Genomic DNA, 16,614 nt, shown 5'->3' with positions numbered 1-16,614 from the left:
TGTAAGGATTGATAAAAATGAATTTACAGGTTATAAGACAGGATACTCCGGGATGTTCGGATAAGATATTTTTAAACAGTGCAGGGGCTTCATTAATGCCTAAATCTGTTGTGGAGACTACCATTAAGTTTTTATATGAGGAACAGGAATCGGGAGGGTATGCAGCAGCGGTACGAAACCCGGGTATCATCAATCAGTTTTACGAAGAGACTGCAAAATTGATTAATACAAAACCTTCCAATATAGCATTTGTAAGCAGTTCTACAGATGGATATGCAAAAGCTTTATCCAGTATTGATTTTAAAGAAGGAGATTGTATCATTACTACTAATGATGATTATATATCCAATCAGATTGCTTTTATTTCTTTACAGAAAAGGTATCATATTGAAATTGTAAGGGTTGCCAATCTTCCTGACCATGAATTGGATCTTGAAGATTTTGAAAATCTGATCAAAAAGCATAATCCCAAATTAATTGCTGTTACTCACATTCCTACCAATTCCGGTTTAATTCAGAATGTGGAAGGAGTGGGGAAGTTATGTAAACAGTATGATGTTCTGTATCTTGTGGATGCCTGTCAGTCAGTTGGACAGATTGTGGTGGATGTAGAAAAAATCCATTGTGATTTTCTGACGGCAACCGGAAGGAAATTTATGCGAGGGCCCAGGGGAACTGGATTTTTATACGTTTCAGATAAAGTATTAAACCAGAAAATGTATCCTCTGTTTTTAGATAGTTTTGGTGCTCAATGGACATCATTTGATGATTTTCAGCTCCATGATACTGCTAAAAGATTTGAACTTTTTGAAAGACCTTATGCTGCTTTAGCTGGATTTGCAGAGGCTTTACGTTATGCCAATGCAATAGGAATGGATCAAATTGAAAATTACAACCGGAAATTGACCGATACTTTAAGAATTAATCTGCAGAATAATGGTTTCAGAGTTCTGGATAAAGGGAACAGATTAAGCAGTATTGTGACTTTTTGCCAGGCAGATGGAAAGGTTGAAAAGATTCATAAAGCTTTGAGTGATCATAATGTGTTTTTTAAGGAAAACCGCAGACAGGATGCATTAATTGATTTTACGTTTAAAAATATAGACCATGCGATCAGATTATCCCCTCATTACTTCAATACCATGGAAGAAATTGAAAAAGTATCACAACTTTTAGAAAATAGTAATCATTAATATGATGGTTTAAAAATCGAAGCGCCCTGGCATTCGCCAGGGCGCTTCAAATTTATTTTTTATTCAGAAGATCAAGTGTATGTTCTACGTGTCCGCCTCCTTTCCATTCATCGTGTCCGGGGATAATCAAAGTTGCCTGTGAGTATTTGTTTTTCAGTTTTGTCATGGTTTGAGGCCATTGGGCAACATTGGCTTCTCCCGTATACCCAAGATCAACAGCTGCTTTGCTCTTGACAAGACATCCTCCGTCCAGTATTTTATATTTGGGAAACCATACCACTACATTATCGGCAGTATGTCCTTCCCCAAGAAAGTCTACTATAAATTCTTCTCCACCAATACGATAAGGTTTTCCTGTTTTAATAAGTTCAGTAGAAGTTGCTTTTCCATCCTTCTTCAAAAGCTCATTGGTTTTAGCTGTAGCGTAGGTTTTGATGCCTTTCTTATTATAAAAGCTTAAATCTCCGGCTCTGTCTTCATGTGAATGAGTAGCAAATACCGCAATAACAGGAAGGTTATGTCTTTTCTGAATAGTATCCAAAAGACTTTGATACTGTGTTTTCTGCCAAGGGACATCGAATAAGACAACCCCTTTTTTGGTCACCAGATAAACAGCATTGGTAGAATATTCTTTTCCTCCGAATACTCCGAAAGTTTTATAAATATAAAAATTGGGCTGAATCTGTGGTTCAATGACAAAATCTCTTACCTGAGTGGTTTGAGCCGTTGCCAATGGACTGAATAACATCGAAATAATAAAAAACGGAATGCTTTTTTTCATAATTTTTTTAAGTAATAATTAAAGGTTGGGTATTTGTCGGAAAGACAAAGTCTATAGAAAGTTTTGCAAACCTAGGTAAAAATAAATTTTCGGGTATTTAGGAAAGGAGAGTTTAACCGTTTTTTAACAGTTTGAGGAATAGAGTAAAAGTAGATTTATATGAATATCAAACCTAACAGGTTTTTAAAACCTGTTAGGTTTATTTGGGATATAACATTAAGTAAAGTTTCGCTGTAAGCTTAAAATCAGAATGATACGTCTTAACTATACTTTTCTCCTTAAATTTCTTAATCGTTTAAATTTTTAAAAGCCTAATTTTTTTAATGAAGATCTGTTCAGTTTATTTTTTCAGTGGTAATGGTTTATTTCTTAACAAGTATTTTCTCAGTAGCTTTTTTGCTTAGAATTTCTGTTTTGCCCTCAATTTCTATCGTCATGGATTTATCAAAACTTTCTATTTTTACAATTTTCACTTTTGTATCGAGCAGCAATTTTCTGTCGTTCAGATATGTCAGAAAAGCATCATCAGAAAGGGTAACAGAAGCAAAAGTTACATTTTCTCCTGGTTCACAACTGCTTAATTTTTGTAAATCCTGAGCGATAATATTGCCATCTTTATCAGGAATAGGTTCTCCATGAGGATCGAATTTAGGATGATCCAGAATTTCGTCCATTTTATCAAAGAAGATTTGAGAATGCACATGCTCAAGCTGTTCTGCTATCTCATGAACGTTTTCCCAGCCGAAATTCATTTTCTTAACCAGGAACATTTCGGTAAGCCGGTGTTTACGAACCACCAGGGCAGCTTCACGTCTTCCACTTTCTGTAACGATTAAGGGTTTGTAGGTTTCATAAATGACCCACTTTTTTTCCGCAAATTTCTTCATCATATTATTGACACTCGGCATTTTTACATTTAAAAATTTGCTGAGCTCATTAATCGTAACCTTTCCTTCATTGTCAACTAAATGAAACAAAGCTTTCAGGTAATTCTCCTCTGTTAGGGTTGTTTTCAAAATGTTAGATGATTTTCAGTACAAATCTAACAAAATAAAATGAAAAGTTGACTCTTGTTATTTTAACTTTTTTTACTTTTACTCTATGAAATTTTCATTCAAAAACGATTATTCTGAAGGCTGCCATCCTAATATTTTACAGGCCCTTTCGCAGTATAATCTTGTACAGCAGGCTGGCTATGGAGAAGATGAGTATTCATTAAAAGCGAAAGCATTAATTAAAAAAAAAATCAGCAATCCGGATTCGGAAGTTTTTTTAGTTTCTGGAGGAACGCAGGCTAACTTAATTGTTATTTCTGCAATTCTAAAACCTTATCAGTGTGTAATATCTGCTGCTCCCGGGCATATTCTGAATAATGAAACAGGAGCTATTGAAGCTACAGGTCATAAAGTACTTAGCATTGAAACGGCAGATGGAAAAATAAAACCTTCAGATATTGTTCCAATTTTAGAAGGACACAGTAATGTGCCACATCAGGTGATGCCTAAACTGGTTTATATTTCCAATTCTACAGAGCTGGGAACAATCTATCAGGCAAAAGAACTGGAAGAACTTTCTGCATTTTGTAAGGAAAATAAATTATACCTGTTTATGGATGGGGCAAGGCTTGGTCATGGACTGACAGCAGAAATCAGTGATCTTACCCTGGAAAAAGTAGCTGCTCTTACCGATATTTTCTATCTTGGAGGAACTAAAAACGGAGCTTTGATAGGAGAGGCAATTGTGGTAAATAATCCTGTGCTACAGGAAGATTTTGCTTTTAATATCAAACAAAAAGGAGCGTTATTGGCAAAAGGAAGACTGTTGGGAATTCAGTTTATGGAACTCATGAAAGACAATCTGTATTTTGAGCTGGCACAACATGCCAATCAGCAGGCGATGAAAATTAAAAAAGCTTTGCAGGAAAAAGGAACGGCTTTTCTTTCCGATACCTATACCAACCAGATTTTTCCTATTTTAAATAACGATCTTATTGAGGTATTGTCTGAAAATTTTGAATTCTATGTCTGGAAAAAAATAGATGAAAATTTTTCAGCCATTCGTCTTATTACTTCATGGAGCACAGAAGATGAAGCTGTGAACCGTTTTATTGAAATTATTGAACAGAATTAGCATAAAAAAACAGCCTTGGAAAAAAGGCTGTTTTTGTTTTTATAATGGATTATTTTTTCAAAGCTTCGTTGACTACTTTACAGTCTGCAGGTGTTAGCTTCTGTCCGTCTTTATAACTTATCTTTTTCTCATCAGCATATTTAGATTGTCCGTCTTCTTCTTTATGATCACCAATACCTTCCGTCAAAACATTATCCTTTTGAAGGAAGTAGATATCTCTTTTACTCTTTTTACCTTCAGAGCTGAATTCATAAGTTAGTTTCAGGGTATCTCCGGATTTGAAACCCGTTAGATCTCCTTTTGAACTATCTTTTTCACTGTTTTTATAAGATAATTTTCCGGTGATTGTTCCTAAATTGTCATCAATAGAAGCAAAAACACTGTCTTTCCCTGTTGTTCCGATATAACAGAACGATTTTGGTCCAAGAGTATCTATTACAGGTTCTTCCACAGCAATGGTATCTGCTTCTACTTTGGGAGCCGGAACTTCAGTTTTCTTATTACAATTGATTAAAAAAGCTGATACAGCGCCCAATAAGATTAATTTTTTCATATCCTTAATTGTTAAAAATCAAATTTCTATTCTGCTAAAATAATAATAGTATTTGTATATTAAAAGTCCTGAACTCTCAGAAAAATGTAAAAACGGGTGAAATCTCACATGAATAAAGGATTTTAAGAGAATAGTAAAATTGGAATGGTGCACCAAAAAGCTACTTAAAGAAGTTCTAAATGAAAAAGCAGGTTACCAAATCATTACCATGTTTTTCAGGTTTTGTTTTTTTTAAGTAATTATAATTCAGTGTTTTGCGTTGTGTTTCATGCTGTCTCGTAACTCAATTAAATTTAATTTTAACTATAGAAACAGTGAGTTATGGAAAGTTCAAAAAGGTCAACTTTTAAGTTATTATTTTACCTTAAAAAAAACGCACCTAAGAAAAATGGTACAGTAGCTATTATGGCGAGATTAACCATTAATGGTAATATCTCTCAATTTAGCACTAAGTTAGAAATTAATCCCCTACAATGGGATTTAAGATTTGGAAGGGTAAATGGTAAAAGTAGGGAGGCAGTAGAAACCAACCAAAGACTTGATAAAATAAGAGTCCGTATAGAGCAGTGTTATTCGAGGATTTTAGATAAGGATGGTGCTGTATCTTCTGAAAAACTGAAAAATACTTTTCTAGGTTTAGATAGTAATGAACTTACATTGTTGCAATTCCTGGATAATTTTATCGTAGACTTTAAAAAGAAAGTAGCTAGTGGTACACGATCCAAAGGTACTTGTTCTACGTATTCTATACTTCGTAACAATTTAGCTGGTTTTATTATGTTCAATTATACCAAAAAAGATATGTTCTTAAAGGAAATCAATTGTGCTTTTGTGCAGGATTTCGATTATTATATGCGTAATGAAAAAAAGAACTGTCACAATACAATATGGGCATATATGGTATCATTAAGAACGATTGTAAAGCTGGCCATCAGCCGAAAGTTGCTGTATGATAATCCTTTTGTTGAGTATAGCAATATTCGTAAGGATGAGGATAGAAGTTACCTCATGAAAAAAGAACTGGAAGAGCTTATAGAATATCAGCCTATGAAAAAAAATATCGAGTACATAAAAGATATGTTCTTATTTAGTTGCTTTACCGGGCTATCTTACAGCGATATTAAACGATTGGATAAAAAACATATACGCGAATTTTTTGATGGTAATTTATGGATCATTCTTCGGCGTAAAAAAACAACAATATCGTCCAATGTTTTATTGCTCGATATTCCTAAAAAGATTATTGCAAAGTATGAAGGTACTGCAAAGAACAGTCTCCTCTTTAGTATGGTAGGCAACTATCAATGTAATCTTAATCTTAAAAAGCTAGCCGAGGAAGTGGAATGCCTTAAAGGGAAAAAAATATCTTTTCATATAGCACGACATACCTTTGCTACTTTGTTTTTAAGCGAAGGTGTACCATTGGAAAGTCTTAGTAAAATGATGGGGCATAAAAATATAACCACCACCCAGATTTATGCAAAAATCCTGAATGAGAAAGTGGGTCGGGATATGGAAGAAGTATCTCATAAATTTAAGGAGTTGGAAGCTGCTTTTAACTCATAAGATTTTTATGATATATCATTTTCTTTTGTAATTATTTTCCAACAGGTTCAAAATATCTGATTCCTTATATAATATTTTTCCCTGAATTTGTACAAAAGAAAATATGTGATCGTCCCGGTATTGTTGAAGTGTGCGCCTGCTAATATGAAGTAAGCGACATACTTCATCACCGGTTAAATATTTTTCTTCCTGATGGGAAGGCCTTAAATATCTGCTGATTTGTTCAATATGTTTTTTAATAGCGTTCAAATCTTTAAGCCATGATAAAATTTCTTCGGTAGCGTTTTTTATAGATTGCATACTTTAATTTTTTGATTGAACTAATGCGATAACGTCATCATATTTGAAATAATTTTTCCTACTGATGCAAGTACATGGCAATAGACCTTTTTGCTTATAACTTTGTAGGCTTCTTTTACTAATGTTCAAAAGCTGACATACCTCCTGATTATCCAGCCACCTGTTTTTACTATAGTTGGATTGATATGGTGCAGCTATTTCTGAAAGCAATTTGTTAAGCCCCTGGATTTCATTATTCAAGGCTTCGTAGGCATTCTTTTCTATGAGTATAAATTCCATAATTCAATTTTTAATTATGAAGCTATGGGACTGTTGAAAATAAGTATTCAACCTGTCTTTCAATTGCAGTAGTAGGGTGTGAATGGCTCCTTTGGGTATTCTGTAAGATGTTATAAAAAAGCAGATTAATCAGATCAATATTCACAATAAAACCTTATTTAATCGTTTATTGCAGTTTGCATGATCTACTGGTCATTTTTTGTAACCAATTTCACATTTTTTGAACATGTGGATTCGTAAATATAGTAAAGTTTGAGGTCTTTTTATGCAGTACTTATATATGATTAGGCTGCACAGTCGGATTATTAAAAAGTCAAATTGCCTTTTTGGGAGCCCCAACGGACGATTTCTCGAATTTTTTTTTAGAAGATTTATTGCGAATAGAAAGTATATGGTAGATAAACCGTCTTGATTTCAAAATTTATAAAATTTCTTTTTGTTTATGATGTAGAAAGCAAAATAATAGTAAGATAAAATATTTAAGTGATGTTTCCACTCTAATTGGATATGCTGGATTTTGTATTTCTGTAAGTGATATTCATAAAGATGAAAGGATTGTAGATTTAATATCTATAAGATAGAATATTCATAATAGGCGGTTAGCATGCAATTGTTAAGCTTGGTCGTAAATGAGGGCTTTAATGCTTCAGTAAAATTAAAAAATCATAATTTATAGAAATACTATTTGAAAATATAACAAAAAGTTATTTGTATAAAAATGTATTAAATACACAGAATAAATATTTTATGACTTCTAATCTACAAGTAACCAGCGATATTAGCTTTTCTCTCTTAATGATCTTGAAATTATATATAATGCTTGAATAAGTTTCTTCTTAAGAAAATTGATTAACATTATTCATCAATATGGTAATTCTTTGGAGAAAATAAAATCCGCGAGATATAATAAATTTTAATTCATAAGTAAAAATGAATTTGAAGAACTATATTAATATAATTATTTAAGTTGCATTAAATTATTAATTGTTGTTTATACATACTATTGATCGGCTCTTTTATTAAATATTAGTTAATCTTGATATATAAACAACACGTTTTGTCTGTACTGTCTTATAATTTTTGTAAAAAAAATCATTTCATCTTATTAAATTCATATTATATTTTTCTTCTGAGAGAAACAAAAAGAATACTTTTGTAACAATTTAAGAAATTAATAACCAACAAACTCATCGAGACATTTGACATGAATAAAATCTACTCAGGAGCATTACTCGTATGCTCTATTCTTGGGATTAAGGCCCAAGACCAAGAAGTGGTCTGGCAAAAAGATATTAAATCCTCAACTCAGGATTTTCTTTCACAGATCACTACAACAATTGATCAGCAGTATTTAATAACAGGAAGCTCAATTCAATCGGCAAAAATTGTTTCTGAAGGTAAGAGCAACAATGGTTATGATTTTCACTTGATAAAACTCAATCAGCAAGGTGATCAGGTTTGGGAAAGGTATTTTTCAGGACGAAACCATGATTTTTTGTCTGCTACAGTTACCACACAGGAGGGAGGTTTTCTTTTAGCAGGCACCTCATTCAGTGGAAAAGCACTTGACAAAAAAGAGGATTCAAAAGGGGGATCAGATATCTGGCTGATCAGAATCAACGAATTTGGGGATGAATTATGGCAGAAAACTCTGGGAACAACTAAGAATGAAGAGGCTAAAGCTGTAATTCAGACTACAGATTTAGGATTCATGGTTGCTGGAAATATAGAGGGGGGACCAGAAATATTTGGGTCGAAGGATATTACTGTTACAAAACTAGACGAAAGTGGGAAAGTAATTTCAGAGCTGTTATTGGGAGGAAAAGATTTTGACGAAATGGAAAAAATGATTCCCACAATAGATGGAGGGGCATTACTGGTTATTTATTCAAAAAGTGGGACCCACACTGGAAACAGGACCGTTATCAATAATGACGATAAAAAAAATCCGGTAACTGTTACCTACACTTCAAAGTCTACGGAAAACTACGGAGAAGGCGATTACTGGATTGTAAAGCTGAATAAAGAAGGTAAAGTAGAGTGGGAGAAGAATTATGGTGGTAAAGGAGACGACCATGTAAAAACAGCTGCCATTACTTCTTCAGGCTATGTGATAGGGGGAAGCTCGAGATCAGAACGATCTGGAAATAAAACGGTAGAAACTGAGGAAGGAACAGACATTTGGTTAATTGCTATTAACGCAAAAGGAGAGGAGCAATGGCAGAAATCGTACAACTTTAAAAATAGAGATGTGCTGATGGGCATGAATGTGATCAGCACGGAGGATGGAAAAAATACCAAAGGAATTTTATTGGGGGGGTATACTCAAGCAGAAGCTAAATTAGATAATGATGATGAAACATTCTGGATGCTGTATCTTGACCAAAACGGTAATGAGCAATGGCGAAAACATGTAACGGGAGAATCGAAAAAGAAGGAGGAACGTTTATCAGATTTGAAGTTAAATCGAGACGGATCAATTGTTTTAGCGGGCACCAGTGCAGACAATCTGGGAGAAGAAAACTGGAAAATAGTAAAACTTGGAGACCGGCAAGTTGATATGCTGATCGAAAAACAGAACATAAAAATTTATCCAAATCCGGTATCAGATTATTGTTACGTTGAGATCGGTTTTGATTTTAAAAATGCAGAAATTATCATTTATGATATGGGAGGTAGGCAACTTCAAAGGTTAGAAACAAAAAATAAGGTTACTAAGATTACGACTCAGAACTTGATTCAAGGTGTTTATCTTATTGTAGTTAAGACAGATACGCAAAATACGGCTAATGCTAAAATAATTAAAAAATAAATGATGAAGAATTTTTTCGTTCACTTGGTGGCTATCATTACATTGGTTGCTACTACTAAAATAAATGGTCAGGACCTTAATCCTGAACCTACATCTTCTTCTATTCAAAGCTATATTAAATATAAGGCCTCACCTGCCTTGGGAGTACCTGCGGTGGATATTCCATTATATACATTAGAATCTGATGATAAAAAGGCAACAGTTGCACTTTCTTTATCGTACCATCTTTATAATTCGCGAAGTGTAATGGCTCCAACAGAAGTAGGGATGGGCTGGACGATGTTCAAAGGTGCAATTATCTCAAAAGAGAGCGGTGCAAAAAATAATGAGTTTACCGAAATTACCGATCTAACACAACAGAATTCGGATCGTTTTTATTATAGCATTCCCGGCTTTAACGGGATGTTTCAGATTTATAGGGACACCACCACCGGTGAGTTAAAGCTTTATGACTTGAACGCCAGTAAATTGAAGATTGAATTCGTACGGGATCAGGCTTCTACTAAGCTTATCATCAACTCCTTTAAAATTACGGATGACAAAGGGTTGATCTATAATTTTAATGCTTATAATATTACGGCTTTTCAAAATCATCCTTTGCAGCCTTTAAAGAATCAGAGGACATCATATGTGCCTACCACCGTTACCGATATTAACGGACGTACATTAATTACTTACATATATGATCTTAAAACAAAAACAACATTAAATCCAGGCGGCACAACAGCAATAAAATATAAAATCAATAAACTTAATACAATTTCTACATCGGAAGGAAAGCTGAAGTTTACATATGATTATAATGAAAATGCCGATAATGGCAATCAAAATAAAGAGTACTACACCATTAAAACGGTTGAATTATTAACCACAGCCGATAGGCCTATCTCAAAATATGATTTGACAATTGATGTTTTTAATGGATTAACTGTATTAAAAAAAATGGATTCAAATAGCAGCCAGATTGAAAGTACAACCTTTGGCTATGGAGACGGTTCAGATACCCAATACGGCTATATTGATGATAACGGATATTCTCAGTTTGGGATTGAGCTCTGCCCGCGTCCTGTACCTTTTATTAATCCGCAAAAATATGTATACAGAGTTCTTAAAGAAATTTATTTTCCTACAAGAGGCAGGGTAGAATATGCTTACGAAGCTAATGAAGAATATATGGATTATTCAGCGATGGATTTTGAAAATGCCAATGAATATACTGATCCATTTAATCAGTATTATGATATTACTGGTAACATACCATTCGATACCAATAACACGAGAGAATACTCATTTACTGTGCATGGAACGCCTGGTGTTTCATATACCGTACATGTTGGACGAGGTTTAGATGAGGGGATGGACTATGGGGTTAAACAGCATGGACAGCCAGTCGCTTTTAACTTTTCCGTTCTTAATGCAAGCAATACTGTTATGGCAACCGACAGCTCTCAAAATGCCTGTACCAGCACCGCTGAAGGTAAATACTACAAACTCAAGCCCGGAACCTATAAAATCAAGATTAATTTTTGGGGTGGAACCGGAAATCTTGTAATTGTGGAATTGAAATCACTACCCAAGCCTTACAAAAATTTCCACCCTGTAGTGTACGGAGCAAGAGTCAAATCCATTACGTATTACGAGGAAGTTGATATAGTGAAACAAATAAAATACGAATACAATTCATTTAGCAATCCCAATTCATCATCAGGAAATTTAATTGATGATCCCACTTATCCATACGTAATATATAAGAATGTAAGAGAAACGGAGACTGCTGGGAACCAAACCAATGGACATACGGATTACTATTATAAAATTCCATATGAGTATGCTGATCCAGCAGTTGGAAACTATATCATGCCTTACTTTAATCTGACATCTCAAGGTATTTTAACTGAAAAAAGAATCTATAACTCACAGAATCAGTTGCTGGACACCAATGAATATATTTACACATTTGCGGATGTTCCGAATGCAAAACCTCAGATCAACGGCTATCATCAATTCACGCCTGCCTATATTTCCTACATGAAAGAAAGGAATATTTCAAAGCTTGGTAATTCCGATTATATTACGGAAAATGAATCAACCTTCAGTCCATCTAATTTTCAGAAGACTCTTTCACGACTCACTACACAGGATGGAAATATAAACGAAACGACGATAAGGTACGCGCAGGATGTGACTGATGTAAGGTTAATTGATGCCAATATGGTTTCAGTACCGCTGGAAACGATAATCAAAGATAATGGTACTATTGTTTCGACCGTTAAGACAATTTTTGGAAACACAAATCATTACTACCCAACCTCTATCGTTACTACTGATCTGGCGCAGATCCCAGAAACTAAAATAAACTTTGATCTTTATGATGAGAAAGGAAATGTCATTCAGTCTACAGACAAATCAGGTGTTAGCACTGTTACCATCTGGGGATATCACAAAACGCTTCCGATTGCCCAGATTGTTGGTACCACATATAGCGCTATTTCAAGTCTGCCTGTTATTACAACTGCCATAACAGCGTCTGATGCTGATGCTGATGCTGATTTGCCAGGAAAGGAAGGAATGCTCTTGTCTGCTCTGGAAAATTTAAGATTGGATCCAGTTTTAAAGCAATATTATGTATCCGTAAGCACTTACGATCCGTTAATAGGAATTACGAATTCTATCTCTGCTAATGGACTTAAAATAAGTTATGTATATGATGCAGCCGGCAGACTTATCACTGTAAAAGATAGCAATGGTAAAACGGTTAAAGAAAATCAGTATAACTACAAACACTATTAATCATGAGAAAAATAATAAATTTAGTAATCATCCTTTTTGTAGCAACATTTTCTTATGCACAAACGCTTACCACCACAGAAAATTATTTTTATACAAAGAACTGTCTCAACGAAGACTGCAGCAAAAAATCAGAAGTTGTAGAATATTCAGATCAATTAGGAAGGGTAAAGCAGATCATAAATATTAAGGCTTCCCCCTTGGGAAGAGATATTGTTGTGCCCGTAGAATATGATGGGTTTGGAAGAAATGTAAAATCATATTTGCCTATACCGCAGGTAGGTACTACCGATGGTACTATTTACAGTGATCCAAAAGGTAATGCTTCTCAGACGTACGGTACAGATGTCTATTATTTTTCATCAGTCCAGCCTGAAAGTTCTCCGAAAAATAGAATCCTTTCTCAAAAGAAACCAGGAGCGGATTATTCGGCTTACAGTACAAATTTCACTTATGATGTGAATACGGCTTCGGATGTTAAAAAATTTTCCGTAACGACATCTTGGGAAAACGGTGCTACCAGCGAGGAATTGACATTAAATGGGAATTACGGCGCCGGGATGCTTACCAAAACTTCAGTAACCGACGAAGATGGAAAAATATCTATTGAGTTTAAAAATGGAAAAGGGCAAACTCTTCTCGTTCGAACAATAGCAGTTCAAAATGCAGATACCTATTATGTTTACAATAAGTACGGGCAGTTGGCTTATATCATTCCTCCGATTGCTGTGTCTAAGCCATTAAATCAAAATACTTTGGATAGTTTTTGTTATCAGTACCGATACGATACCAGAAACAGGCAGGTTGAGAAGAAACTGCCCGGAAAAGGTTGGGAATATGCAGTATATGATAAATTGAACCGGGTTATTATGTCTCAGGATGCCAATATGGGCAAAACCAAAAAATGGCTTTTTACAAAATTTGATAACTTCGGGAGAACTTTATATACAGGAATGTTCACAAGTTCACAAGACTATGGAAGTGTGGGCAGACAATATGAACAGAACCAGGCAAGTAATGCAAATTCGTTTTCTGAAACATACAATAATACAGGTTTCAATGCATCAGGTTTAACGACTTATTATACAAACACTGCCTATCCTACAACATTTAGCAGTATTTTATCAGTCAATTATTACAACATTTATCCTCAGGGCAGTCCGGCAAAGCCAATACAAATATTAGGAGCCGATACTATAAGCGATGATATGAGCCAAAGCCTGAATACTAAAAATTTACCAACGGCTACTTTTGTAAAAAATATCGAAGATGATCGCTGGACAAAGAATTATCTCTGGTATGATAAGAAGTCTCGAAATATAGGTGTTTTTTCAGAAAATTATCTGGGGGGATACACCAAAACAGAAATGAATTTAGATTTTACAGGCCTGCCTTTACAAACGATTGTTTATCACAAACGACTTGTGTCTGATACTGAAAAAAGGATTATTCAGACCTATGAATATGATAGTAGGAACCGATTAAGAAAACATTATCATCAAGTAGATAACCAACCACAGGTTCTGTTGTCAGAAAATACATTTACAGAACTATCACAGGTTTCTAATAAAAAAGTTGGTAATAATTTACAAAACATTGATTACAAGTATGATATAAGGGGTTCGCTGCTTGCGATAAATGACCCATCACAAAATACAGGTAAGCTCTTCAGTTTAGCGCTTAGCTATTATAAACCTGTAAGCAACGCTTCTGGCAAAAAAAGTGGGAATGTTGAGGAAACCTTGTGGAAGAGTAGTAAAGATAATATACTGAAAAAGTATGTTTATTCTTATGATGACCTGAACAGATTAAATTTCAGTACCTATACTGAACTGGGAGTGGCGATACCAAAAGATCATTTTTATGACGAATCTGTAACCTATGATTTGGGTGGTAACATAATCTCTTTACAGAGAAACGGGCAGGGCTTTACAGGCACTGCTCAACAAATAGATGATCTCATCTATAACTATACAGGAAACAGGCTTGTGAGTATAGCAGACAGCTCTAACAATTATGCAGGCTATCCTGTACCAGCCGGTCAAATTATTTCATATGATGATAATGGTAATATTGTCAGTCATATGGATAAGGGTATTAAGGAAATCGGCTATAATTTCCTTAATCTTCCAAATTCTGTTAAATTTAATTCTACATATGTTCCACGTCCACCTGTACTTAGCGGAAATTACTATGTAAACACTTCTTATTTATACAATGCGAGTGGAATTAAATTGAGAAAGTCGTATACGTATGGTGCTGGTAAAGCAAATATGGAGAGTACTCTGATAACCGATTACCTGGATGGCTTTCAGTATGAAACTTTATATACCGGCGGTCTTGCAGATGCTGTATTAAAATTTGTATCTACAGCTGAAGGATATTTCGATTATGAAAAAAATATATACATTTATAATTACAAAGATCAATTGGGGAATATCCGGTTAAGTTATTTCAGGAATTCTATTGGCAATGCAGAAATTCTAAATGAAAACAATTTTTATCCATATGGTCTTAAAACAGAATACAATCAAGATAGTTCTTATAAGTATGAATATAGCGGAAAAGAGATACAAGTGGAAACAGGCTGGAATGATTTCGGAGCCCGAATGTATATGGCAGATATTGGAAGATGGGGTGTAATGGATCCGCTAACGGAGTTACTACCCGGTTTATCACCATACAATTTCGCAAATAATAATCCGATGATGTTTATTGATCCAACCGGCATGCTTTCTCAGGCATTTATGAATGAAATTTTAGCTTCTCCTGATGGTACGACTTGGACTAATACTGGTACTGGATTTACAAATAATTGGGGGGGAACAATGAGCTACAATGGCACTGCTACCAATTATTCCGGATACGGTTTTGCAAGTTCTGGAGGAGGATCTGGTGGTATGGGCGGATCACCAGGTTTTCAAGTAGTTGGTACAATTGGTGGAATACCGCTTTATGCACCAATACCCGAAATAAAAATACCTGAAGTCGTACTGAAGTATTCAGCAAATTGGGGAGAACGATTACAAGAGCATTTCAATCAGACAATGGCTCTTTACAATATTATAGGTTTATTCGGTGGATTAGGTGGCAACAGTAGCGGATATAATACCTATTTTAATGCTTTAGATGGTGGGGGAGATATACAAGCAAAAATGTCATTTGCCATTGGTAGCACTTATGGCGTTGCAGGGAATGTTTCACAGAGTCTAATATCAAGAGGTAAAATGATCAGCTCAACAAATATATTTACAACTTATAATTTATACAGAACTAACGGATATTTAAATGGGAATAGATATATTTCGGGGGTTAGGTTTTTAAACAATGTGAGAACAATAAACAGAATAAATGACTCAAGGCTTGTTAAAGGTGTTGGTATATTAGGTGTGGGAATATACGGGGCACAGTTTATTGAATCACACCATCCAGGATATATCACAAAGGCAGTGGCAAGTTTTTATGCAGGCCGAATACCTTATTTCGGATCAAGTATAGCGCTATCTATCGATTTAAGCAATGTGGATTACTGGAATATCTGGACATTAAACGCTGCTATAAATGGCAGTCATGAGTATGATTATTTACACCCCTAATATACTTTAATGAAAAATTGTATAAAGAATGCATTCTTTTATGCATATTATGAAATTTATTTACAGGAACATAGTTTTTATAAAAGACATAAGGATAAAAATTTTTATGCTATAACAACTTTTTGCTTTTTAATAGGCTTTTTGTTTTATTTTCCTATAACACTGCTTTATCATAAAATAATTGGTATTGCTAAATTTTTCTATGTTCTTATAGTAATTATTACGTATGCTGAAATTTATTTTTTGTCTAATATAATTGGTAATAATGACTTAACAGATAATATTAATGCGTTTTATGAGAAGAAAAAAACTGTTAAAAACTCTCGGAAGGTAGTATGGGTTTTTGTTTTTATATCTCTTCTTTTGTGGATAGTCGCAATCAAATATGATCCATATTAATAAATAAAAATTGATTTCTACAGATATATTATAATCTATATAATATTTATAGTATACTTTTGAAGTAAATATATAATTATAGTCTAATCAATGACTAGTCCTGAAAAAGGTTGACTAGTTTAATATTTCAAATATACTTAAATCAGAGTAGGAATTTTCCTATTCTGATTTTGTTTTTTGTATGTTTTTAATTTTACGTTATTTTTCATATGCACTTG

At 34.2% G+C, this 16,614-nt stretch carries 12 protein-coding genes; 7 read left to right on the top strand and 5 right to left on the bottom strand.

What is annotated here, in order from left to right; all coding sequences use genetic code 11:
• Positions 1-17: 17 nt before the first annotated feature.
• Positions 18-1,193 (top strand): aminotransferase class V-fold PLP-dependent enzyme, encoded by a 1,176-nt coding sequence (locus tag A1704_RS15220; protein WP_062674845.1) that lies wholly within the window; start codon positions 18-20, stop codon positions 1,191-1,193.
• Positions 1,194-1,245: 52 nt separating this feature from the next.
• On the opposite strand, the gene blaIND is transcribed toward A1704_RS15220, so the two are convergent.
• Both blaIND and A1704_RS15210 read right to left on the bottom strand, forming a co-directional pair.
• A complete protein-coding gene (gene blaIND, locus A1704_RS15215) occupies positions 1,246-1,974 on the bottom strand; it encodes an IND family subclass B1 metallo-beta-lactamase (protein WP_062674843.1) in 729 nt (242 codons plus the stop codon).
• 362 nt (positions 1,975-2,336) lie between these two features.
• On the bottom strand, positions 2,337-2,990 hold the full coding sequence (locus tag A1704_RS15210; protein WP_062674841.1) for a metal-dependent transcriptional regulator: 654 nt from the start codon (positions 2,988-2,990) through the stop codon (positions 2,337-2,339).
• Positions 2,991-3,075: 85 nt separating this feature from the next.
• Between A1704_RS15210 and A1704_RS15205 the strand changes: the two genes are divergently transcribed.
• Positions 3,076-4,104 (top strand): threonine aldolase family protein, encoded by a 1,029-nt coding sequence (locus A1704_RS15205; RefSeq protein WP_062674839.1) that lies wholly within the window; start codon positions 3,076-3,078, stop codon positions 4,102-4,104.
• A 49-nt stretch (positions 4,105-4,153) separates the two neighbouring features.
• Here A1704_RS15205 and A1704_RS15200 read toward each other — a convergent pair whose 3' ends face one another.
• The gene (locus A1704_RS15200) at positions 4,154-4,657 is read right to left on the bottom strand and encodes a hypothetical protein (RefSeq protein WP_062674836.1); all 504 of its coding nucleotides are present in this window, start codon (positions 4,655-4,657) and stop codon (positions 4,154-4,156) included.
• A 321-nt stretch (positions 4,658-4,978) separates the two neighbouring features.
• Between A1704_RS15200 and A1704_RS15195 the strand changes: the two genes are divergently transcribed.
• The gene (locus A1704_RS15195; protein WP_062674834.1) at positions 4,979-6,223 is read left to right on the top strand and encodes a site-specific integrase; all 1,245 of its coding nucleotides are present in this window, start codon (positions 4,979-4,981) and stop codon (positions 6,221-6,223) included.
• Between the two features lie 15 nt (positions 6,224-6,238).
• Here A1704_RS15195 and A1704_RS15190 read toward each other — a convergent pair whose 3' ends face one another.
• Together A1704_RS15190 and A1704_RS15185 are read right to left on the bottom strand one after the other, a co-directional pair.
• Positions 6,239-6,523 carry a helix-turn-helix domain-containing protein gene (locus A1704_RS15190; protein WP_062674832.1) on the bottom strand — a complete coding sequence of 95 codons (285 nt, stop codon included), beginning with the start codon at positions 6,521-6,523 and terminating at the stop codon, positions 6,239-6,241.
• 3 nt (positions 6,524-6,526) lie between these two features.
• Entirely contained in the window at positions 6,527-6,802 is a 276-nt protein-coding gene (locus A1704_RS15185) for a helix-turn-helix domain-containing protein (protein WP_062674830.1), read from the bottom strand.
• 1,204 nt (positions 6,803-8,006) lie between these two features.
• Between A1704_RS15185 and A1704_RS15180 the strand changes: the two genes are divergently transcribed.
• The 4 genes from A1704_RS15180 to A1704_RS15165 are packed head-to-tail and all read left to right on the top strand — an operon-like array spanning position 8,007 to position 16,396.
• Complete coding sequence (locus tag A1704_RS15180; protein ID WP_062674828.1) at positions 8,007-9,614, top strand: T9SS type A sorting domain-containing protein; 1,608 nt, start codon at positions 8,007-8,009, stop codon at positions 9,612-9,614.
• Complete coding sequence (locus tag A1704_RS15175) at positions 9,615-12,404, top strand: RHS repeat domain-containing protein (protein WP_062674825.1); 2,790 nt, start codon at positions 9,615-9,617, stop codon at positions 12,402-12,404.
• A 2-nt stretch (positions 12,405-12,406) separates the two neighbouring features.
• A complete protein-coding gene (locus A1704_RS15170) occupies positions 12,407-15,997 on the top strand; it encodes a DUF6443 domain-containing protein (protein ID WP_062674823.1) in 3,591 nt (1,196 codons plus the stop codon).
• Positions 15,998-16,006: 9 nt separating this feature from the next.
• Positions 16,007-16,396: a hypothetical protein gene (locus tag A1704_RS15165; protein ID WP_062674821.1), complete on the top strand. Its 390-nt coding sequence runs from the start codon at positions 16,007-16,009 to the stop codon at positions 16,394-16,396.
• Positions 16,397-16,614 lie beyond the last annotated feature (218 nt).

It is taken from the genome of Chryseobacterium cucumeris (assembly GCF_001593385.1).
GTDB lineage: Bacteria > Bacteroidota > Bacteroidia > Flavobacteriales > Weeksellaceae > Chryseobacterium > Chryseobacterium cucumeris.
Note: the sequence above shows the minus strand (reverse complement) of the source record. Positions and strands in the feature narration are given on the sequence as shown.

Excerpts from the sequence above, each read along its gene's own strand:
- A1704_RS15190 (WP_062674832.1), bottom strand. The coding sequence starts at position 6,523 with ATGCAATCTATAAAAAACGCTACCGAAGAAATTTTATCATGGCTTAAA.
- A1704_RS15185 (WP_062674830.1), bottom strand. The coding sequence starts at position 6,802 with ATGGAATTTATACTCATAGAAAAGAATGCCTACGAAGCCTTGAATAAT.
- A1704_RS15175 (WP_062674825.1), top strand. The coding sequence starts at position 9,615 with ATGATGAAGAATTTTTTCGTTCACTTGGTGGCTATCATTACATTGGTT.
- A1704_RS15165 (WP_062674821.1), top strand. The coding sequence starts at position 16,007 with ATGAAAAATTGTATAAAGAATGCATTCTTTTATGCATATTATGAAATT.
- A1704_RS15180 (WP_062674828.1), top strand. The coding sequence starts at position 8,007 with ATGAATAAAATCTACTCAGGAGCATTACTCGTATGCTCTATTCTTGGG.
- A1704_RS15200 (WP_062674836.1), bottom strand. The coding sequence starts at position 4,657 with ATGAAAAAATTAATCTTATTGGGCGCTGTATCAGCTTTTTTAATCAAT.
- A1704_RS15170 (WP_062674823.1), top strand. The coding sequence starts at position 12,407 with ATGAGAAAAATAATAAATTTAGTAATCATCCTTTTTGTAGCAACATTT.
- blaIND (WP_062674843.1), bottom strand. The coding sequence starts at position 1,974 with ATGAAAAAAAGCATTCCGTTTTTTATTATTTCGATGTTATTCAGTCCA.
- A1704_RS15205 (WP_062674839.1), top strand. The coding sequence starts at position 3,076 with ATGAAATTTTCATTCAAAAACGATTATTCTGAAGGCTGCCATCCTAAT.
- A1704_RS15195 (WP_062674834.1), top strand. The coding sequence starts at position 4,979 with ATGGAAAGTTCAAAAAGGTCAACTTTTAAGTTATTATTTTACCTTAAA.
- A1704_RS15220 (WP_062674845.1), top strand. The coding sequence starts at position 18 with ATGAATTTACAGGTTATAAGACAGGATACTCCGGGATGTTCGGATAAG.